Origin of the sequence: Proteiniclasticum sp. C24MP, from assembly GCF_043951855.1 — a bacterium.
Lineage (GTDB): Bacteria > Bacillota > Clostridia > Clostridiales > Clostridiaceae > Proteiniclasticum.
On sequence record NZ_JBINJW010000015.1, the window covers coordinates 1 to 18,246 of the forward strand.

Annotated in this window: 22 protein-coding genes and 1 tRNA gene; 11 read left to right on the top strand and 12 right to left on the bottom strand. The window is 43.5% G+C overall.

Annotation, left to right across the window (positions count from 1 at the left end; all coding sequences use genetic code 11):
- Positions 1-25: 25 nt before the first annotated feature.
- Positions 26-724 (top strand): 5'-methylthioadenosine/adenosylhomocysteine nucleosidase, encoded by a 699-nt coding sequence (locus ACHAL6_RS10445; RefSeq protein WP_395270616.1) that lies wholly within the window; start codon positions 26-28, stop codon positions 722-724.
- Positions 725-806: 82 nt separating this feature from the next.
- Here ACHAL6_RS10445 and ACHAL6_RS10450 read toward each other — a convergent pair whose 3' ends face one another.
- The 4 genes from ACHAL6_RS10450 to sfsA all read right to left on the bottom strand — a co-directional run bounded on the left by ACHAL6_RS10450 (position 807) and on the right by sfsA (position 4,019).
- Positions 807-2,315, bottom strand: a complete 1,509-nt coding sequence (locus tag ACHAL6_RS10450) for a carboxypeptidase M32 (RefSeq protein WP_395270617.1) — start codon at positions 2,313-2,315, stop codon at positions 807-809.
- A gap of 15 nt (positions 2,316-2,330) precedes the next feature.
- Positions 2,331-2,552, bottom strand: coding sequence for a hypothetical protein (locus ACHAL6_RS10455; RefSeq protein ID WP_395270674.1), 222 nt, complete (start codon positions 2,550-2,552; stop codon positions 2,331-2,333).
- Positions 2,553-2,557: 5 nt separating this feature from the next.
- Entirely contained in the window at positions 2,558-3,229 is a 672-nt protein-coding gene (locus ACHAL6_RS10460) for a hydrolase (protein WP_395270618.1), read from the bottom strand.
- A gap of 85 nt (positions 3,230-3,314) precedes the next feature.
- Complete coding sequence (gene sfsA, locus ACHAL6_RS10465) at positions 3,315-4,019, bottom strand: DNA/RNA nuclease SfsA (protein ID WP_395270619.1); 705 nt, start codon at positions 4,017-4,019, stop codon at positions 3,315-3,317.
- A gap of 519 nt (positions 4,020-4,538) precedes the next feature.
- Here sfsA and ACHAL6_RS10470 point away from each other — a divergent pair.
- Positions 4,539-5,408: a neutral zinc metallopeptidase gene (locus tag ACHAL6_RS10470; protein WP_395270620.1), complete on the top strand. Its 870-nt coding sequence runs from the start codon at positions 4,539-4,541 to the stop codon at positions 5,406-5,408.
- 114 nt (positions 5,409-5,522) lie between these two features.
- Here ACHAL6_RS10470 and ACHAL6_RS10475 read toward each other — a convergent pair whose 3' ends face one another.
- The gene (locus ACHAL6_RS10475; RefSeq protein ID WP_395270621.1) at positions 5,523-6,602 is read right to left on the bottom strand and encodes a DUF3048 domain-containing protein; all 1,080 of its coding nucleotides are present in this window, start codon (positions 6,600-6,602) and stop codon (positions 5,523-5,525) included.
- A 147-nt stretch (positions 6,603-6,749) separates the two neighbouring features.
- Here ACHAL6_RS10475 and ACHAL6_RS10480 point away from each other — a divergent pair, with 147 nt between their 5' ends.
- Positions 6,750-7,703, top strand: a complete 954-nt coding sequence (locus ACHAL6_RS10480; protein ID WP_395270675.1) for an alpha/beta fold hydrolase — start codon at positions 6,750-6,752, stop codon at positions 7,701-7,703.
- Between the two features lie 52 nt (positions 7,704-7,755).
- Here the strand turns inward: ACHAL6_RS10480 and ACHAL6_RS10485 are convergent, their stop codons facing one another.
- Positions 7,756-8,679, bottom strand: a complete 924-nt coding sequence (locus ACHAL6_RS10485; protein WP_395270622.1) for a LysR family transcriptional regulator — start codon at positions 8,677-8,679, stop codon at positions 7,756-7,758.
- A 173-nt stretch (positions 8,680-8,852) separates the two neighbouring features.
- On the opposite strand from ACHAL6_RS10485, the gene ACHAL6_RS10490 reads away from it, so the two are divergent.
- Positions 8,853-9,512, top strand: a complete 660-nt coding sequence (locus ACHAL6_RS10490; RefSeq protein WP_395270623.1) for a CoA transferase subunit A — start codon at positions 8,853-8,855, stop codon at positions 9,510-9,512.
- Positions 9,512-10,198, top strand: a complete 687-nt coding sequence (locus ACHAL6_RS10495; RefSeq protein WP_395270676.1) for a 3-oxoacid CoA-transferase subunit B — start codon at positions 9,512-9,514, stop codon at positions 10,196-10,198. The genes ACHAL6_RS10490 and ACHAL6_RS10495 overlap by 1 nt, the downstream gene beginning before the upstream one ends.
- Before the next feature lie 227 nt (positions 10,199-10,425).
- On the opposite strand, the gene ACHAL6_RS10500 is transcribed toward ACHAL6_RS10495, so the two are convergent.
- Positions 10,426-10,500 (bottom strand) — tRNA-Glu (locus ACHAL6_RS10500).
- Between the two features lie 244 nt (positions 10,501-10,744).
- On the opposite strand from ACHAL6_RS10500, the gene wrbA reads away from it, so the two are divergent.
- From wrbA to ACHAL6_RS10525, 5 genes are all read left to right on the top strand, one after another.
- The gene (gene wrbA / locus ACHAL6_RS10505; RefSeq protein WP_395270624.1) at positions 10,745-11,350 is read left to right on the top strand and encodes an NAD(P)H:quinone oxidoreductase type IV; all 606 of its coding nucleotides are present in this window, start codon (positions 10,745-10,747) and stop codon (positions 11,348-11,350) included.
- A gap of 198 nt (positions 11,351-11,548) precedes the next feature.
- A complete protein-coding gene (locus ACHAL6_RS10510; protein ID WP_395270625.1) occupies positions 11,549-11,827 on the top strand; it encodes a DUF427 domain-containing protein in 279 nt (92 codons plus the stop codon).
- 233 nt (positions 11,828-12,060) lie between these two features.
- Entirely contained in the window at positions 12,061-12,534 is a 474-nt protein-coding gene (locus ACHAL6_RS10515) for a glutathione peroxidase (protein ID WP_395270626.1), read from the top strand.
- A 141-nt stretch (positions 12,535-12,675) separates the two neighbouring features.
- The gene (locus ACHAL6_RS10520; RefSeq protein WP_395270627.1) at positions 12,676-13,149 is read left to right on the top strand and encodes a glutathione peroxidase; all 474 of its coding nucleotides are present in this window, start codon (positions 12,676-12,678) and stop codon (positions 13,147-13,149) included.
- Positions 13,150-13,166: 17 nt separating this feature from the next.
- Positions 13,167-13,595 (top strand): hypothetical protein, encoded by a 429-nt coding sequence (locus tag ACHAL6_RS10525; RefSeq protein WP_395270628.1) that lies wholly within the window; start codon positions 13,167-13,169, stop codon positions 13,593-13,595.
- Positions 13,596-13,795: 200 nt separating this feature from the next.
- Here ACHAL6_RS10525 and ACHAL6_RS10530 read toward each other — a convergent pair whose 3' ends face one another.
- Both ACHAL6_RS10530 and ACHAL6_RS10535 read right to left on the bottom strand, forming a co-directional pair.
- Entirely contained in the window at positions 13,796-14,773 is a 978-nt protein-coding gene (locus ACHAL6_RS10530; RefSeq protein WP_395270629.1) for a Gfo/Idh/MocA family protein, read from the bottom strand.
- A gap of 44 nt (positions 14,774-14,817) precedes the next feature.
- Positions 14,818-15,285: an HD domain-containing protein gene (locus ACHAL6_RS10535; protein ID WP_395270630.1), complete on the bottom strand. Its 468-nt coding sequence runs from the start codon at positions 15,283-15,285 to the stop codon at positions 14,818-14,820.
- 129 nt (positions 15,286-15,414) lie between these two features.
- Here ACHAL6_RS10535 and ACHAL6_RS10540 point away from each other — a divergent pair, with 129 nt between their 5' ends.
- Complete coding sequence (locus ACHAL6_RS10540) at positions 15,415-16,044, top strand: dUTP diphosphatase (RefSeq protein WP_395270631.1); 630 nt, start codon at positions 15,415-15,417, stop codon at positions 16,042-16,044.
- A 70-nt stretch (positions 16,045-16,114) separates the two neighbouring features.
- Here ACHAL6_RS10540 and trxA read toward each other — a convergent pair whose 3' ends face one another.
- The 3 genes from trxA to citX all read right to left on the bottom strand — a co-directional run bounded on the left by trxA (position 16,115) and on the right by citX (position 18,238).
- On the bottom strand, positions 16,115-16,432 hold the full coding sequence (gene trxA / locus ACHAL6_RS10545; protein WP_395270632.1) for a thioredoxin: 318 nt from the start codon (positions 16,430-16,432) through the stop codon (positions 16,115-16,117).
- 667 nt (positions 16,433-17,099) lie between these two features.
- Complete coding sequence (locus ACHAL6_RS10550) at positions 17,100-17,498, bottom strand: OsmC family protein (RefSeq protein ID WP_395270633.1); 399 nt, start codon at positions 17,496-17,498, stop codon at positions 17,100-17,102.
- Positions 17,499-17,683: 185 nt separating this feature from the next.
- Complete coding sequence (gene citX, locus ACHAL6_RS10555) at positions 17,684-18,238, bottom strand: citrate lyase holo-[acyl-carrier protein] synthase (protein WP_395270634.1); 555 nt, start codon at positions 18,236-18,238, stop codon at positions 17,684-17,686.
- Positions 18,239-18,246 lie beyond the last annotated feature (8 nt).

Consider the following 18,246-nt stretch of genomic DNA (forward strand, 5'->3'; position numbering starts at 1 on the left):
CCAGAAGAGTTTAAAGGAGAGTCAAATGAAAAAAACACTTGGAATCATCTGTGCCATGGAAGAAGAACTTGCCCCACTGAAGAAAATCATGAACCTGGAAGAAACCAGAATCAAAGCAGGAATGGAATTTTTTAAAGGAAACATCGAAGACGTATCTGTCGTCATGGTGGTTTCCGGTATCGGAAAAGTGAATGCCGCTGTATGCGCACAGATTCTGGCTGATGACTATGAAGTGAGTCATCTCATCAACGTAGGTGTAGCAGGAGGCGTCAAGGAAAACATCATTCCTATGGATGTCGTTGTAGCGACGTCGCTGATTCAGCATGATATGGATGTGACAGCCTTCGGACTGAAACGGGGAGAAATCCCAAGATTCGAGACTTCTTCTTTCCCTGCAGATGAAAGGCTCACCGCCCTTGCTCTGGCTGCTTCAAGAAAGAACGAAGCCTATACCACCCATGAAGGCGTCATCGTCAGCGGTGACCAGTTCATTTCCAGCAAGGAAAAAATCATGGACCTGTCGGAGTCCTTTGATGCTTCCGCCTGCGAGATGGAAGGCGCTGCCATTGCTCAGGCGGCTTATCTCAATCACATTCCCTTTTCTGTCATACGGGCGATTTCAGACAATGCCAATACAGGCGCCAGCATGGATTATGAGAAATTCAAGGATCTGGCAGTGGAAAACACCGTATCGATACTTCTTCACATCATCAGGCATCTTTAGAAGAGGCTACTCGGTTCAATAGAACATATGAAAGAATGAAGGTCCTGAAGGTGCATCACCTTCAGGACCTTTTTCATGCTTTCTATAAATTGTAGATCTTGCTGTACTTCTCATTCAGATACTGAAGGAAATACTTCGCATCAAGGGGTTCGCCGGTGATCTTCTCGATGAGGACCTTCGGCTCATAGGTTCCGCCATGGATATGAACATTGTCTGACAGCCATTTTGTGATTTCACTGATCTTTCCTTCCTTAATCAGCTGATGATAGTCTGGCAGATCTCTCAGAATTCCCTTATAGAGCATCTGAGCCCCATAAAGATTCCCCAGAGCATAACTCGGGAAATAACCGATCATACCACCGGACCAGTGGACATCCTGAAGAACGCCCTTGGAGAATGTATCAGGTCTTACGCCCAGATACTCTTCATACTTATCCGCCCATAATTCTGGAAGCTCATCAAAGTTCACTTCCCCGTTGATCATCATCTTCTCCAGTTCATAACGGATGATGATATGAAGGCTGTAGGTGAGTTCATCCGCATCGATTCTGATGAGGGAAGGTCTCACATTATTCACTGCCTGGAACACGTCAAAGGAGGACAGTTTATTCAGCCCTTCAAAAGCCTTTACCATATTCGGATATTCGGCATCGATGAATTCCTGACTTCTAGCGAGAATATTCTCATAGAATCTGGATTGGGATTCATGAATCCCCATGGAAACGCCTCCACCGATATTGGTTTTTGTAAGGTCATCCGGAATATTCTGCTCATATATGGCATGTCCTGTTTCATGAATGGTGGAATACATTGCTGTAAGCGGGTCTTCCTTGCTGTAGGCAGTTGTGATTCTCACATCCTTGTTTCCGAAGTTTGTGGAGAAAGGGTGTGCACTCTCTGCAATGGCTCCACGTTCAAAATCATAGCCCAGTCTCTTGGCAAGCTCGGTGTTGTATTTCTTCTGAGGCTCGATTTCGTACGCGCCCTTGAGAACATCCCCATCAATACTGACATCGCTGGCATTGATCTTGTCGATCAGCTCAATGAGTCCATCTCTCAGCTCTTTGAACACCTTGTCAATTTCCTTCACTGTGGCGCCTGGTTCGTACATATCCAGAAGCGCATCATAGGGAGTATCCTCATAGCCGATATATCCTGCAATCTTCTTGTTGAAATAAACGATCTTCTCCAGAATCGGTTTGAATGCTTCATAGTCGTTCTTGCTTCTTGCATCCGCCCAGTAGTTTTCCCCAGATGCCACAAGTTTGCTGTATTCAAGATATTCCTGTTCAGGAATCTTGTTCATGAAATCAAGAGATTTCTTCGCAGCCTTGATCATGGCTTTTTCCTTGTCGTTCATTTCTTCCAGGTGTTCATGGAGACTATAGACCAGATCATTGTATTCCTTGCTGGTTTCCAGGTCATACATGAGTTTGCTGAGGTATGCCATCACTTCAGATCTTCTTTCCACTCCCTTGGAAGGCATGATCGTCGCCATATCCCAGTAAAGAACGCCTTGCGCATCTCCGATGTTCTTCATCTCTTCCTGAATTTCAAGAAACCTCTTGAATCCTTCATTGTAGTTTTCCAAAATCTTCACTCCTATCTATTCCATATTTTTTGTCTTGTAATATCTTTCTATCATATATTCACGTTCCATGTCTATAGAACCTGCCAGTTCCAGAACCGATTCTGTTTCTCTGCAGTACTTAACTGTTATGCATTGCCCCAGATTTCTCGGACATCTGTAGCAGAGACAGGAAGGATCATTGCCCTCGCAGCTCTTCTGATACTCCGGACAGTGTTTGCAGTTTTCCGCTAATACTATTGTACTCAATAATTTTGCCCCCTGTATTTATCCATCAGTTTCTTCATGATTTCCGTATTGGAAGGTGGAGTATAGGTAATCGCATTGGCTCCCGCTTCTATGGTTTCCCGAATGCTTTCTTCCGTAGGACCGCCCGTGGCGATGATGGGGAAATCCGGATACCGCTCTCTTATTTTCCTTACAATCTTTGCCGTGTCTCTCGCTCCGGACACATTGAAAATCGTGGCACCGGAACTGATTCTTGCTTCGAAATCATCCAGTATGGAAATGACGGTGATGACGATGGGAATGTCTATGGTATCCCTCACCCCTTGTAGTATATCATTTTTTGTGGGGCTGTTCAGCACCACTGCCATCGCTCCTTTGAATTCGGCATCCAGTGCAAGATTGATGACCCTTTTCCCAGTGGTGGTTCCACCACCTACTCCACAGAAAACAGGTACATCCGATGCAGAGATGAGGCTTTGGGTGATGATGGGCTGAGGTGTAAAAGGATAGACGCTCATGACAGCATCCGCATTTGTATTCTTTATGACTGCCACATCCGTTGAAAAGATCAGTGATTTGATTCTTTTACCCAGTATGACAATTCCGCTTGCCTTTCGGATCACTTCCGGCACTTCAATCATATGCCCCCGAAGATTTGTAGTAATGATCGGTGCAGGTCTTTTTTCCATATGCTACCTCCAGAATTCCATTTCATTTTGAATTATTATATCACTAATCAAGTCCATCGATATTTAATTTTCTCTGAACCTGCAGTCAGTCATCCTCCCGGAATCGCACCGGAACCCGATGTGTAAGATCAAGGGAGTGCTCTGTCACTTCGCATTCGTAAGCCATGACTTTCACGCCATGCTTCATAGCCTTGAAAAGCGTTGCGGAAAAGAGCGGATCCTTCTCATAAGCCGGAGAGAATTCTTTCATGTTCTCCATCTGAAGAACAAATAATACACCTGCACCAAATCCTTCATCATAGGCATCCATGAGCTCGTTTATGTGCTTTGTTCCTCTTTCCGTGGGTGCATCTGGAAAACTTGCTCTTCCATCCTCCTCCAGCGTCACTCCTTTGACTTCCAGATAGAACTTCTCCCCTTCGGGACTTTCAAGCAGAAAATCGAACCTGCTCTTATTGTATGTTTTTTCTCTCTTTATGATGGAGTATTTTCTAAGCTCTGGTATATGTCCCTTGTGAAGAGCTTCTTCCACGACCCGGTTGGGAATCTGAGAATCGATATTAATCAGCGCTTCCCCCTTATAGGCTGCAATGAGACTGAATGCGGTTTTACGTGCAGGATTGTCTTCCTTTCTCAGAACCACCGTGGTTCCTGGAACGAGAATCTCCTGAACACGGCCAGTATTGGGTACATGGGTCATGATCACTTCTCCTTCATACTCCACAAACCCCTGGAAGCGGTTTGGTCTTTTTACGAAGGTCGCGCGAACAGTATCTTTTATGAATTTCATAATAAATTCTCCTTGAAATATGATTCACAATATGCTTTGCAGCTTTTAAATGTTATCCACAGATCGGTGGATGTTCCACTCCTTTTCCTGTGGATAATGTGGTCAAAACAGTGGAAACCCACAGAATCAATGATGATGTTATCCACAGTTTTTCATTATTGTCCACATTCTCTGTGCATAACTTTTTACGCGGAAATCTTCGGATGTCAACCTGCTTCAGCAGATTTAACATTTCCATAATATCTACCCGCTATATGTTGTCTAAAACCTTTTCATCGCAAAGGTAGATTTAACATTAATCATATACCGGAAATCTTAACACTTCCTTTGCAAATCACAGAATATCTACGAACACCATGAATAACAGGCACAACATATTCATACATTCTTCATGATACAGCGCTCAATTCACTGTTTGTCAAAATAATTCATTGCCAGAAAATGGTATAATAAGACTAATCAGATGTATTAACTTTGTACTACTGTGTTGTAATAATCATGGCATAGGAGAGAATGGATATGAAATGGAAAGGTAGAAGAAGCAGTTCAAATGTAGAAGACCGAAGAGGCAGTTCCAGTTCCGGTATGGGCGGAAGCATCGGTGGAAAGAGCATCATGGGCGGCGGATTCGGAATCATCATTATCATCATCATCGCTTTACTGGGCGGAGATATCGGATCTTTCCTCAACCCTAATTCCGGTGTTGTAGATCCTGGTACTCAGGCACCCTATGAAAGCACTCAGCAGGAAGACGAGCTGGCGGAATTCGTGTCAGTGGTTTTGGCGGATACCGAAGATGTCTGGACTGCAATTTTCAGAGAGAACGGTAGAACCTACCAGAAGCCTACTCTGGTGCTGTTCAATGACAGCGTCCAATCCGCCTGCGGTGTAGCAGGTTCATCCACTGGACCGTTCTACTGTCCTGCCGATCAGAAGGTATATATCGATCTCGAATTCTACCAGCAGCTGAGTCAGAGGTTCGGCGCACCTGGAGATTTCGCCATGGCTTATGTCGTGGCTCATGAAGTGGGGCACCATGTACAGACGCTCCTGGGAATCTCTCAGCAGGTTCAGGATCTTCGCGGCAGAGTCAGCGAGACAGAATACAACACCTATCTCGTTCGTCTGGAGCTTCAGGCGGATTATCTGGCTGGCGTATTCGCCCATTATGTACACGGCAAAGGTTATCTGGAAGAAGGAGATCTGGAAGAAGCCATCAACGCTGCCAACGCCATCGGTGATGACCGACTGCAGAAGCAGTCCCAGGGATATGTGATTCCTGACACGTTCACCCACGGCACATCTGAACAGCGAATGAGATGGTTCAAGAGAGGTTTCCAGTATGGTGACCTGGACCACGGAGATACCTTCAACACAAACGATCTTTAACAACATCCTATACATAGAACTGATCCAGTACTGAACAAAGGCCTGAAACATCATTTCCCGATGTTTCAGGCCTTCTTGCCGTACTATAACCACGAAGCAGTTCTGCCTATCCTTTTATTCGAAAGTCACCTGGCTGTCGTTTCTCATGATCTGAATGAAGGTCTTTCCAGGTTTGAAAGGAATTTCATTCCCCTCTTCATCAAAATATCGGGTCATGGATCCTTCATCCCGTCTCTCCCAGGTTCCTTTTTTCATGACGCCATCGATGAAATACTCGGCATCACCAGTACCGATGAGATCAATATTGGTGTAGACCGTCCCCGTCACATGAAAATGATTCGTATGCTGGACAATGATGTTCTTCACTGCAATCTGCTGGTCTGATTCCTTGTCCATCATAGGCTTCCCGTTGATGAAACGAAGATACTCCTCTTCTTGCTCATCATATTCGTATGTGACCTTGTTATCGCTTCTGTAGGAAAGAGAAATCTTCGTAGCACTTTCTCCACCCTGTCCAGCCTCATCCGCATAGTACAGCGTTCGATCATAAGGTTCGAAATCATAGGCTTGCGACATGACTGTATCCAGATTCGTGTAGGCATTGTGCGGGGCTTTTCTGTCTGTCGATCTGGAGAATCCGATGGTATCTCTCATGCCATCCACTCTTCTGGCAGTGATATCAAGGTCTCGCATCCAGTCATAGATGTTCTGCCCCGATGGAGTGGAACCCCCATAAAATACATAAAGATAATTCCATTCGCTCCACAAAAACATATGCTGCTTTCTTGCGCTTCTTACCGGACCCACCTTTTCAGGGTAATTCCCGTGAAAGAAGGCTGTGAGCCTTGTGATGGTGCTTTCCACTTCCATCTCGTAGATCAGACCCGCTTCTGCCAGACCGCTGTGAGGCCTAGCCGCTTCTGTATTCTCGATCTGAACCATGATGACTTTTCCATCCCCCTCATAAGGAAGTCCAGTCAGTGGAGAAAGTCCAGGCTGTGGTGAATCGTAATGGTGTTTTTCTCTCACTTCCGGCTCTTCTTCGGGTTCCTCCACAGGGTCTTCTTCTGCCGGTTCTTCCGCAGGTGTCTCCGCAGGTGTTTCTATAGGTTCTTCCGGCACTTCATCTTTTCCACAGGCCGAAAACCCCATGGATAAAATCAGAACTGATAAAATGACTGCAATTTTTTTCATACTCATCCCCCAAGATTTTAATAATCATACTCTGATTTTACCATATCTCCACCCAAACAACTTCCGTCAGATGACGAAATCTTCAAAATCATTTGTCTATCTGCAATTCCTTCCCTATAATGGAACTAATAAGGAAGTTGGAGCGTGATGATTTTGAGTTATAACAAGACAATGGAAACCTTCCCCAGCAGCAACGGTCTTTTTGATATTCACTATTATATCTATACACCGAAGAAACCGGTTCGTTTTGTTCTTCAGATCACCCATGGCATGTGTGAATATATTGAAAGGTATGAGGGATTCATAAAATACCTTTCCAGAGAAGGAGTTCTGGTCGCCGGTCATGACCATGTAGGGCATGGCAGAAGCATCAACACCCTGGAGGATTTAGGATATTTTTCTGAAGATGCATCAGACCTCACACTGGTCAAGGATCTGAAAACCATGACGGATCTGCTTTCGGAACGGTATTCCGAGCTGCCGCACTTTATCCTGGGACACAGCATGGGTTCTTTTGTCCTGAGAAAATATCTCATGAAATTCGGAAGGAGCCTTTCCGGAATCCTGATCAGCGGAACCGGAGGTGCCAATCCAGGCGTTTCCCCTGGCATCACTCTTGCAAAGTCCATTTCAGCAGTGAGAGGAGAAAAGCATCGAAGCACGCTGTTCAACTCCGTCTTCTTCAACGGTTTCAACAAGAACTTCCAGGACGAAAAGGATAAGTTCTCCTGGCTTACAAGAGATGAAAAGGTTGTGGCCGCTTATCATAAGGATCCGAAATGCAATTTCGTGTTCACCATGAATGGCTTCAAGGGATTTCTCGAAATCATGAGAGAGGTCACTTCCGATGAATGGGCAGCACAGATGCCCAAGGAAGTTCCAGTCCACCTTTTCAGCGGAAAGAATGATCCTGTGGGTACATATGGCAAAGGTGTCACTGATACGTTCAATCATCTCCTGGATGCCGAAGTGAAAACCGTGACCATGAAGCTCTATGAAAAGGGACGACATGAGATGCTCAATGAACTCAATCGGAAGGACGTCTACCAGGATCTTCTTTCGAAAATGGAAGAAATGCTTTCCCTGGAGGAAGAAGAATAAAAAAACAGCAAACTGCCCCTGTGATTCACATCATAGAGGGCAGTTTTTCTGTTTACTCATGCCTCAGAGACTCTATTTTCTTCTTCTCTTTGAAGTATTTCCTTATGGAGTCAATGGTGTATTCTTCGATCCTTGTGTAATGGGATTTCAGTTTGTAAGTCATGACCACCTGCCAGGAGATCGGTTTTTTGAATGACACTTCCGTCACATCCTTGAAGGAGAAATGTTCTTTGATCGGTGCCGGAAGAATGGTGATGAAGTTTGATGTTCTTGTGACTTCCAGAAGAAAATCCCAGGAACCGGACATAAGAGAGATTTTCGGCTCCATTTTCAATGACTGGAACTTTCTCATGAGCTGATGATGTATCATGAAAGTCTCATTGAAGACTGCCAGATCTTTTCCTTTGAGATCCGTCCACTCTATGGTGTTTTTTGCTGCAAGCGGATTGTCTTTGCTCATGAATGCGCTAAGGGCATCTTCTCTTATGACTTCCTCCTTGAACAGCAGCTCATTGAGATTTGTAGGGTGAAGAAGCACGGCAAGATCCAGCTCATCCAGAAGAAGCATTCTGCGCAGCTCAAAAGCTCCTTTCTCCACAATGATGAACCTGATGTCCGGATTGAGCCTGATGAGATCCGCCATGACCTCTGTGAACAGCACAGTAAGAATCAGCGGTGGGATTCCGATCCTTACAGTGCCCTTGATGAGACTTCCATGATCTCTGAATTCCTTCATGAGATGATCATGCTTCTCGATGACAATCTGCGCATTCCCATAGAAATTCTCCCCTGCAGGTGTCAGCCCGGTAAGTCTTCCGTGACTTCTTTCAAAGAGCCTTACCTTCTCCTCCTCTTCAAACTTGATGATATATTTCGATAGAGCCGGCTGACTGATGTGCAGTTTCTTTGAAGCAACGGAAAGGTTCAGATCATTTTCCACAATGGCTATGAAATATTTCAGCTGATTGATATCCATGTAACCCTCCTAGTTTTCTTTCTGAATCTCATTATATCACTTCTTATAACTTCTGGTTATAGATAATATGAAGTATTGCAATTAGACAAAAGCATCACAAAGAAATAGAATCAGGGTGTAATCGTATACTCAAAATCGAAAGAACAGATATGATCGAATACATGGAGGTAAATATGAGCAAATTGATCTCAATACAGGATGCAGCATCAAAGATTAAAGACGGTGATGTCATCATGGTCGGCGGATTCCTTGGAGTAGGATGTCCTGAGAAAATCATCGATGCGCTCTGCGCTTCAGGAGCAAAAGACCTGACGCTGATCTGCAACGATTCCGGGTTTATCGACAAGGGACCAGGAAAGCTTGTAGTAAATAAGCAGTTCAGAAAAATCATCGCATCCCACATCGGTACCAATAAGGAAACCGGAAGACAGATGCTGGCTGGAGAAACCGAGGTGGTTCTTACACCTCAAGGGACACTGATTGAGCAGATCCGATGCGCCGGCTTCGGACTAGGTGGTGTGCTTACAAAGACCGGGCTTGGAACTGAAGTGGAAAACGGAAAAGAAAAAGTGGTTGTGGATGGAGAGGAATTTCTTCTGGAGAAACCTTTGAAGGCTGATGTTGCCATACTCTTTGCCAATAGAGTGGATCATTTCGGCAATATGAACTTCCATGGAGCCACAAGAAACTTCAATGAAATCATGGCAACAGCAGCTGACCTTACCATCGTGGAAGCCGGGGAGCTTGTGGAAGTGGGCGAGCTTCATCCAGACTATGTTCATACGCCTGGGATTTTCATTGATTATATTGTAGATGGAGGGCATGAGTCATGATGGAAAAAAGAGAGATTCAGAACTATATCGCGAAAAGAGTGGCAAAAGAATTAAGAGACAACGATGTGGTCAATCTGGGTATCGGGCTGCCTACACTGGTTGCAAACTTTCTTCCAGAAGGCAAGAAAATCGTTTTCCAATCAGAGAACGGATTTGTAGGCCTTGGCCCATCACCCACAGAAGAAGAATTCGATCCGCATATCACCAATGCCGGCGGGATGCCTGTGACAATTCTTCCTGGAGGCGCTTTCTTTGACAGCGCACTGTCTTTCGGCATCATCAGAGGAGGCCATGTGGATCTGACGGTCCTGGGTGCCCTGCAGGTGGATGAGAAAGGAAACATCGCAAACTATATGATTCCCGGAAAAATGGTTCCAGGGATGGGTGGCGCCATGGATCTCATATCCGGTGCAAAGAAAGTGATTGTAGCCATGGAACATACCGCAAAAGGAAATCCGAAGATTCTACAGGACTGTACGCTTCCACTGACAGCAAGGAATCAGGTGGACATGATCATCACCGAAATGGCTGTGATTGAAGTGACGAGCAGCGGCCTTCTGGTGAAGGAAATCAATCCTCTCTACACTGAAGACGAAATCCAGAAGCTGACCGAAGCACACCTGATATTTTCAGAGGAGCTTATCTATATGAATGAAGATGAATTATCCGATGCAGGAGTTATCTGAAATCAATACTGAAAAAACCGTGGAAAGTCTCTTCCACGGTTTCTTTTATTAATCTTCAAACCAACTGAAATCCAGACTTCTCCATACCTTACTCGCCTGAAAGAACACATATCGATCAGTTCACCAGTCTTCTGATTCAGGAACGCAAAAAATACACCTCTTGTAAAGTTCAGCGGGAAGTTCCATGAAAGAACTATCCTTTAACTCATCAAAAGGTGTATTTATACTGGTGACCCCTAGGGGAATCGAACCCCTGATTCCAGCGTGAGAGGCTAGCGTCTTAACCGCTTGACCAAGGGGCCACAATCTGTCTACATGACCTTTAAATAATATCACTCTAAAAATGACAAGTCAAGAAATTTTCGTTTAAAACAGAAAACACGTGTCTTTTTATGAACTAAATGTTAATAGTACTAACTAGTATTAAATTAACGCAAAGGATACACTCCATTTACACATCGTACACAATCAAATGTTATAACTAATACATGGAACAAAACATAACCAGTAAAAACATAAATATACATAGAAAGGAACGATAATTAAATGGAAAAAGTTAAAGTAGCAATCATTTATTACAGCTCAACTGGAGGAAACTACCAGATGGTGCAGTGGGCAAAGGACGAGGCTGAAAAGGCAGGCGCAGAGGTAAAGCTGCTTAGAGTAGCTGAGCTGGCACCGGAATCAGCCATCGAGCAGAATCCGCTATGGAAGAAGCATTATGAGGAAACAAAGGATCTTATTCCAGTGGCAACGCCTCAGGATTTTGTGGATGCAGATGCAGTCATTTTCTCCACACCAACACGTTATGGAAACGTAGCTTCCCAGTTCAAGCAGTATTTTGATATTCTTGGTGGAGTCTGGTCACAGGGTCTACTCGTAAACAAGATGGTCACCGCCATGTCTTCTGCCATGAATGTGAATGGTGGAGTGGAAGAAACCGTCAGATCCATCTACACATCCGCAATGCACTTTGGTGCAATCGTAGTCGCCCCTGGATACACTGACCCAGTGATCTATCAGGCAGGCGGAAATCCTTACGGAACAACAGCAAGTATCGTTGACGGTAAGATCCTCAATGATGTGGAAGGCGCTGTCAGACATCAGGCCAAGAGACTCGTGGATGTAACGAAGCAGTTTCTTAATAAATAAGTAGAATTACAATCTTGAGAGCTTCATTCGGTGAAGCTCTCTTTCATTCCATCAGATGAATATCTTATCAGAGACATTGCAGATTACCGGCTGAACCTGACACTTCATTCAAGTAAGAATATTCAGTCAATTATTTGTATGGAACAGCTATTAATGATAGAATATGAATCAACATACAGGAAAAAAAGGAGGTCGACAATGAAAGCAGTCTATAAAAACACAGTACTTGCAGAAAGCGATCACACTGAAATTGTGGAAAACAATCACTATTTCCCAAGAAAAGACGTGAAAATGGAGCACTTCACGAAAAGCGATAAGCAGTATACCTGTCCATGGAAAGGTGATGCAACTTATTATCATATTCAGGCTGGGGAAGAACTGCTGAAAAATGCTGCCTGGTCCTATGAGGACCCGAAAGAGAAAGCAAAGAACATAGCAGGACATATCTGTTTTGAATCAAAATATGTGAAACCATAGTATCAGCTTCATCATTGCCTATACTGAGTCTCATATCGCAATTCTGATTCCATCACGAATCGTGATCTGCGTAACTCAAACATCATACACTCCATCTCAGCTTCTGATTGCTTGAGTGGAGTGTATTTATTTCTTTGATTTTATTTAAATTTCCCACAATTTAATTTGACTAAATTCAATATTCATATTACTATAGTTAGTATAATAAATAATAATTGAAGGAGCGTTTTTTAATGAGTGTATATGAGTACAGCGCAATTGATATCGATGGAGAGAAGCAGGATCTGAACCAATACGAAGGTAAGGTCATGCTCATAGTGAATACTGCAAGCAAATGCGGATTTGCCCCTCAGTTCCAGGGACTGGCAACTCTTTATGAAAACATGAAGGATCAGGGATTCATGGTGCTTGGATTTCCCAGCAACCAGTTCAAGAATCAGGAGCCTGAAGATGAAGCCGGAATCAAAAATTTCTGTGAACTGAACTACGGTGTGACCTTCCCCATGTTCTCCAAAATCGATGTGAACGGAGAAAACGCTCATTCCCTCTTTCAGTATCTGAGAAAAGAAACCAAAGGACTGCTGGGTGATTCCGTGAAATGGAACTTCACGAAGTTTCTAGTGGGCAAAGACGGAAAAGTGATCAGAAGATATGCACCGCAGGTGAATCCTATGGACATCGAAAAGGACATCAGAGAATTATTATAGTAAGAAACGATCAGAAGCGCTTGAAAAAGCGCTTCTTTTTTCTGGTTCCCTCACATTAACTTGTATGCAATAATATTTGACAATATCTAATATTTGGCTTATCCTAAATGTGACTATACTATTAATTTTTTGAGGTGCTTCATGAGTATATATGAATATCAGGCAACAGACATCGACGGAGAGCTGCAGTCCATGCGCCAATATGAGGGCAAAGTGCTTCTTATTGTGAATACGGCCAGTAAATGCGGGTTTACCCCACAATATGAGGATCTGGAGAAACTTTACCAGAAACATAAGGACAAGAACTTTCTTGTACTCGGATTTCCATGCAACCAGTTCAAGAGTCAGGAGCCCGGTGACGAAGAAGATATAAAGAATTTCTGCGAAATCAATTACGGCGTGACCTTCCCCATGTTTTCCAAAGTGGATGTCAACGGAGAAGACGCCCATGAACTGTTCAGATATCTGAGAAAAGAAACCAAGGGTCTCTTAGGTGATGCTGTGAAATGGAACTTCACTAAATTCCTCGTGGATCAGAAAGGACAAGTCATCAGAAGATACGCACCCACCACGAATCCTCTTTCCATAGAAAAAGATATACTGGATTTACTGTAGACTATAGGAGAATTCCCATGAGAAATTTTAGAATCCCCCTCACCGTTCTTCTGCTCCTGCTTCTGTTTCTCGTTACAGGATGTTCGGCAAAAGAAGCGTATTTTCCTAGAGAGGAAGCAATCCGAAACGGCTATATTGTTTTAGATGGCACCAACAGCGAGAATCACGACCGCTTTGAGATTTTCATAAAGAATGTCGATGCAAAAAGAGAGGACTCCATAAGCATCGTCATCTACGATCTCACGAAAAGCCAGTATGTGATCAATATTCACTTTGATGGGGAACTGATTCATGCTTCCCGATATTTTATGGATCAGGATTCGAATAAATCTCAGGTTACCGATGAGATGATCTATACTCATATCAGCAGAACCGAATCCAAGAACTACTTTCTCGTGGATGAACGAAACATTCATGAGGAGCTATGGATTTATCAAGGAAACTGAATATTTTTTAAAAAATCTACTGTTATATTGACTTGATTTTTGTTATACTAAAGAAGGAAGTAGAGTATTATTCTCACTGTACTTCTGACAACCAATACAAGGACAAAAGGAATCCAGAGGAAATCCTCAAATTGCTTTAAAGAATGGACATGACTTCTGCAAGAACTTGCAGAAGTCTTAATTTTTGCCCAAATTTATTTCTAGTATCTGATTTCCCTGCTGTCTCTGAAGGCTTCGATCACTTCCTGTGTTCTAAGTCCATAAAGTCCAGTGGAATCCAGTTCAGATTCCTTACCCATGGCCAGAGCCACATCACTTATGAGCGGCATCTGAACATGTTCCAGTTCCTCAAAGGAAATCTCGTCTATTCCATTCGGCTTGATGATCTCCAGAGGTTCATTGTTCATGATGGAAAATTTCAGCGTTCCTTCGCTCCCTGTAATCACCATCTGATCTTCATTCACCTTTCCATTGAAGGTCAGCTGTACGGTTCCCTGTACTCCATTCCTGAATAACAGGATACCTGAAGTATTGTCTTCCACTTCAAGCACCTTTGCCTGATTCCTGGAAATCCCTTTTGCATAGCCCACATCTCCGAAAAGATACAGGATCATGTCCATCATGTGAGAACCCACATCATAAAGCTGCCCGCCACCGGAGATTTTCGGATCATAAAGCCACGCTCTATCAGGGTTATGCTGTGGCAGCGGATTCACATAGTGATAATGAAAAGACCTGATTTCACCGATTTCGTGATTTCCCAGAAGCTCCTTCACGGTTCTGAACTTCTTCTGAGATCTTCTGTAGTATGCTGCAAACAGCTTCACGCCTTCTGCTTTGCAGACCTCCATCATTTCCACGCATTCTTCCACCGACAATGCCATGGGTTTCTCCACATAGACATCTTTTTTATGCTTCGCTGCCTCAATGGTATAGAACTTATGCATGTAGGGTGGGGTAGCGATATAGACCGCATCCACTTCCGGGTCTTCCAGAATCTCCTTGTAATCGGTGGTATAGTGTTCTATCCTGTGTCTTCTTGCATAGTCTTTCAGCTTCTCTTCATTTCTGCGCATCACCCATTTCAGTGTGGTGTGTGGAAGCTTCTGAAAAGCAGGTCCGCTCTTTTTCTCTGTCACGTCTCCGCAGCCGATGATTCCGAATGTGATGTTTTTCATTTCTTTCTCTCCATTTTCAGTCTCCATACAGTTCCAGCAGAATGCTAAACTTGCCGCCCATATAAAACACCGAGAAGATATTCCTCCGCCCGATGATATTTCTCCATTCTTTCCAGGTCTTCGCTGCTGAGGTTCTCCTTCAGTCTGGTTCGGTTCTGATTGTCTTTCAGATCACTGAGCTTGATCTTTATGGCTCTTTCATCCCCTGCAAGGTCTTTGATATAGTCCATATAAGGTTCTTTCGGATCCCTTGAAAGAATGCGGACTATACCGATGAGATCCTCACTGAACCCGTACGAAAGAAGCTCTTCTGCCGAAAGATCCGTATCTTCCAGAAGATCATGCAGCAAAGCAGCCACTTTCAGCTCCATCTCTTCCAGCTCCATCATCACCCGGATCACATGCATGACATAGGGCTGCCCACCTTTATCCTTCTGGCCTGCGTGCATCCCTGCAGCCAAAATCAGCGCTCTTTCAAATAGCGGCAGTTTTTTCAGTTTCTCTTTCTCCACGACATACCCTCCTTCTTTTCCTTTGCTGAAAGATTTTATTCCCCTATAATAGGAAATAGGGAGTAAAATTCTTAAGTTGCTGATACTATTATACCTCATTTTATTTAGAGAGACGGGAGAGAAGAATTGATGAAGAAAGAAAAAATATATATCGAACTCATGGAAGAGGGCAGAATTCCAGCCTATGCGAATTTCAATGATGCTGGAGCCGATGTCTATGCTGCTGAGGATCTGGTCATAAGACCCGGAGAAAAGACCATTATCCCGCTGAACTTCAAAGTAGCCCTTCCAGATCATATCGAGATGCAGGTAAGGCCTAGAAGCGGGCTTTCCCTGAAGACCAGCCTGAGCATTCCAAACAGTCCTGGCACCGTTGATGCAGGCTACAGAAACCCTGTGGGTGTCATTGCGGAAAACACATACAACATTGCCAGCCTTCCCTATGAGATGCTTTATAACGAATCGCTACGGGAAGATGTGCAGAAAAACTGCAGAATTCTTTTTCCGGATCATAAGAATGATGTGTTCACCACTTACAGTGCCAAAGGAACAGAAACGCAGGAAACGCTGGGACTTGCTCCCTTTCTTGTGCTGGATAAAAATAATAATCCCTATGGCACATTATATATAGAAAAGGGCACAAAAATCGCCCAGGTGGTCTTTAATGAAGTCATTCACGCAGAATTCATCGAAACAGAGGATGTGTCCGTCATCGGAAAAAACCGTGGTGGCGGTTATGGAAGTACTGGCCTGAAGTAGTTTCAACAACATCGGAAAAAATGCCGTTCATGATAAATTTATCATGAACGGCATTTTTTCATTCCTGCAATTACTTGTGTTTTCTTATGAGCTCCTCGAAATAGTCCTTGGATCTCATACCTATGGCTCCATCCACAGGCTTCCCGTCTTTGAACAGAATCATGGTGGGTATGCTCATGATCTTATATCTCTGGGCAATGGCACTATGATCATCCACATTCAGTTTGGCTATTTCAATATCCTCCTGGTATTCCGCTGCCACCTGTTCCAGAACCGGTGCAATCATCTTGCAGGGTCCACACCAGGGTGCCCAGAAATCCACCAGTACAAGTCCTTTCCTGTCCAGGACATCCTTCTGGAATGTCCCTTCTCCTGTATTTACTATCATTACTTTCTCAACTCCATACTACTATCAAATTTAATTTTATAAAACCTATTATAGCGTAAAATCTGATTTTGCACAATGTATTATGTTGTGAACTCTTCTTGAAAAAGGATCTGAATGAAGAGTATGCTGACTTTGGGCAGAATTTTAGGGAACTCGATAGAAAGTTCCCTAAATGCACATAATAAGAATGTTAAGCACGAGGATGTTCTATATATTGCAAAATATAGTCCTATTCTATTGGCATGTAGCCAAAAGGAATCACGATCACAAACATTGCGCGCAGAGTCATCTGAATGTAAAGACTCCCATGTTTTTTCATCTGCATTTTTTATTGTAATAATATCTGCGTCTATACGCTCTTTTGAAGCAAACTCGGTTTCTTAATATAGTTTATACTGTTATTGACAGCCTTTTGCTGTTCAGGCGATAATGAAGGCTCATTACTTGGTTGATACACCTTTGAACTTCTTCTTCCATCCTCTAAAACACTGTATAAAGCATTAATGCTTTGTGTGTGATCCATGCCTTCTTTAAACTTTCCGTTCTTGATTTGACAAGCCATACACCTATATTTGTATTATAACGAATCTGATAAAATATCCATGTTTAATATATATTTCATGCAGAGCCAAAAAAAAAGCCCTGATTAAATCAGGGCAATCCTCTTCTACTTGTCTGTATATTCAAAGTTCAGCGTATAACTCATCTCAGCCACATGGGACAGCGTCTGATAGACGGAGCAGTACTCAGTAGCCAGTCTCATGGCCTGGTCCAGTCCCTTTTCCTTCACTGGATTGATGACGGTGACCTCAACATTCACTGTCTTCAGTGTAGTAGGCACTTCGGTTCTCTTTTCTCCTGAGACCTTCATTCTGACCCCTTCATAGACAATCTTCTTCTTCACTGCGATATCGAGAAAAGTGGAATACAGACAGGATCCCAGTGCACCGAAAACCATATCGTATGGTTCGATGGTTCCTTCTTCGATACCGATGTCCACAGTTCCTCTCTTCGCCTTCAATATACCTTTAAATGCATAGTCAAACTCCATATTGACCCATTTCATAACTATTTACCTCCTGAATGAATATTTTCCTTTATATAGTTAGATTTTAACATAGGAATCAGAGACTGTCATATCATTCAGGAAATATCCACAAGATGAGAGCATGGCTCCAAAAGTGTACACTCTTTCTTTTTCACCAGTAAAATGAGCAGGTTTATCCTTTCATGGGAATAAACCTGCTCATACTATTTTAATCTCTTTTCCTTTTCCATGATTTCCATGATTTTCTCATGCATCTCACTGACTTCATGGGTTCTGCTTCTTCCACAGACCTTAGCGGATTCATCACAGATCAGGCATCTTCTTTCAGGAAAACCCAGCGCTTCTCTGGATATGGTCCTTACTTCTTTTCCTTCTGCCATGAATACATCCAGGTCAAACAAGCGCCCTAATGGCATATCATCTTCCAGTATGATCATGGCTTTCTTCACTTCCACAAGAGACCCTCTGGTCACCAGGAAGAGCTCCGGACCTGTTTTGAGATCCATGATCTTCTCATAGGTGATCTCCCATCCCCTGTATTTCAGAGAATCTGTGATATCGGCTTTTCCTACGGAAAAGATCTTTCCGATGGCTTCATTGTTCTTCACAGGTCCTGGAATATTCAGCTTGAAGGAAATGATGGTATCAGGTGAATACTTTACAGCCAGTGTTTCCTGGAATCTCACACGATTTTCTCTTGTGTGAAGCACTTCTTCCAGCGAGGGTCTGCTTCCTTCTGTAAATATATTGCTCCTCATATCCTGAC

Excerpts from the sequence above, each read along its gene's own strand:
- ACHAL6_RS10480 (WP_395270675.1), top strand. The coding sequence starts at position 6,750 with ATGATTTTGAGTTATAACAAGACAATGGAAACCTTCCCCAGCAGCAAC.
- trxA (WP_395270632.1), bottom strand. The coding sequence starts at position 16,432 with ATGATAGTAAATACAGGAGAAGGGACATTCCAGAAGGATGTCCTGGAC.
- ACHAL6_RS10460 (WP_395270618.1), bottom strand. The coding sequence starts at position 3,229 with ATGGAAAAAAGACCTGCACCGATCATTACTACAAATCTTCGGGGGCAT.
- ACHAL6_RS10495 (WP_395270676.1), top strand. The coding sequence starts at position 9,512 with ATGGAAAAAAGAGAGATTCAGAACTATATCGCGAAAAGAGTGGCAAAA.
- ACHAL6_RS10530 (WP_395270629.1), bottom strand. The coding sequence starts at position 14,773 with ATGAAAAACATCACATTCGGAATCATCGGCTGCGGAGACGTGACAGAG.
- ACHAL6_RS10515 (WP_395270626.1), top strand. The coding sequence starts at position 12,061 with ATGAGTGTATATGAGTACAGCGCAATTGATATCGATGGAGAGAAGCAG.
- sfsA (WP_395270619.1), bottom strand. The coding sequence starts at position 4,019 with ATGAAATTCATAAAAGATACTGTTCGCGCGACCTTCGTAAAAAGACCA.
- ACHAL6_RS10550 (WP_395270633.1), bottom strand. The coding sequence starts at position 17,498 with ATGAAATGGGTCAATATGGAGTTTGACTATGCATTTAAAGGTATATTG.
- ACHAL6_RS10475 (WP_395270621.1), bottom strand. The coding sequence starts at position 6,602 with ATGAAAAAAATTGCAGTCATTTTATCAGTTCTGATTTTATCCATGGGG.
- ACHAL6_RS10540 (WP_395270631.1), top strand. The coding sequence starts at position 15,415 with ATGAAGAAAGAAAAAATATATATCGAACTCATGGAAGAGGGCAGAATT.
- wrbA (WP_395270624.1), top strand. The coding sequence starts at position 10,745 with ATGGAAAAAGTTAAAGTAGCAATCATTTATTACAGCTCAACTGGAGGA.
- ACHAL6_RS10445 (WP_395270616.1), top strand. The coding sequence starts at position 26 with ATGAAAAAAACACTTGGAATCATCTGTGCCATGGAAGAAGAACTTGCC.
- ACHAL6_RS10470 (WP_395270620.1), top strand. The coding sequence starts at position 4,539 with ATGAAATGGAAAGGTAGAAGAAGCAGTTCAAATGTAGAAGACCGAAGA.
- ACHAL6_RS10525 (WP_395270628.1), top strand. The coding sequence starts at position 13,167 with ATGAGAAATTTTAGAATCCCCCTCACCGTTCTTCTGCTCCTGCTTCTG.
- ACHAL6_RS10520 (WP_395270627.1), top strand. The coding sequence starts at position 12,676 with ATGAGTATATATGAATATCAGGCAACAGACATCGACGGAGAGCTGCAG.
- citX (WP_395270634.1), bottom strand. The coding sequence starts at position 18,238 with ATGAGGAGCAATATATTTACAGAAGGAAGCAGACCCTCGCTGGAAGAA.
- ACHAL6_RS10490 (WP_395270623.1), top strand. The coding sequence starts at position 8,853 with ATGAGCAAATTGATCTCAATACAGGATGCAGCATCAAAGATTAAAGAC.
- ACHAL6_RS10510 (WP_395270625.1), top strand. The coding sequence starts at position 11,549 with ATGAAAGCAGTCTATAAAAACACAGTACTTGCAGAAAGCGATCACACT.
- ACHAL6_RS10485 (WP_395270622.1), bottom strand. The coding sequence starts at position 8,679 with ATGGATATCAATCAGCTGAAATATTTCATAGCCATTGTGGAAAATGAT.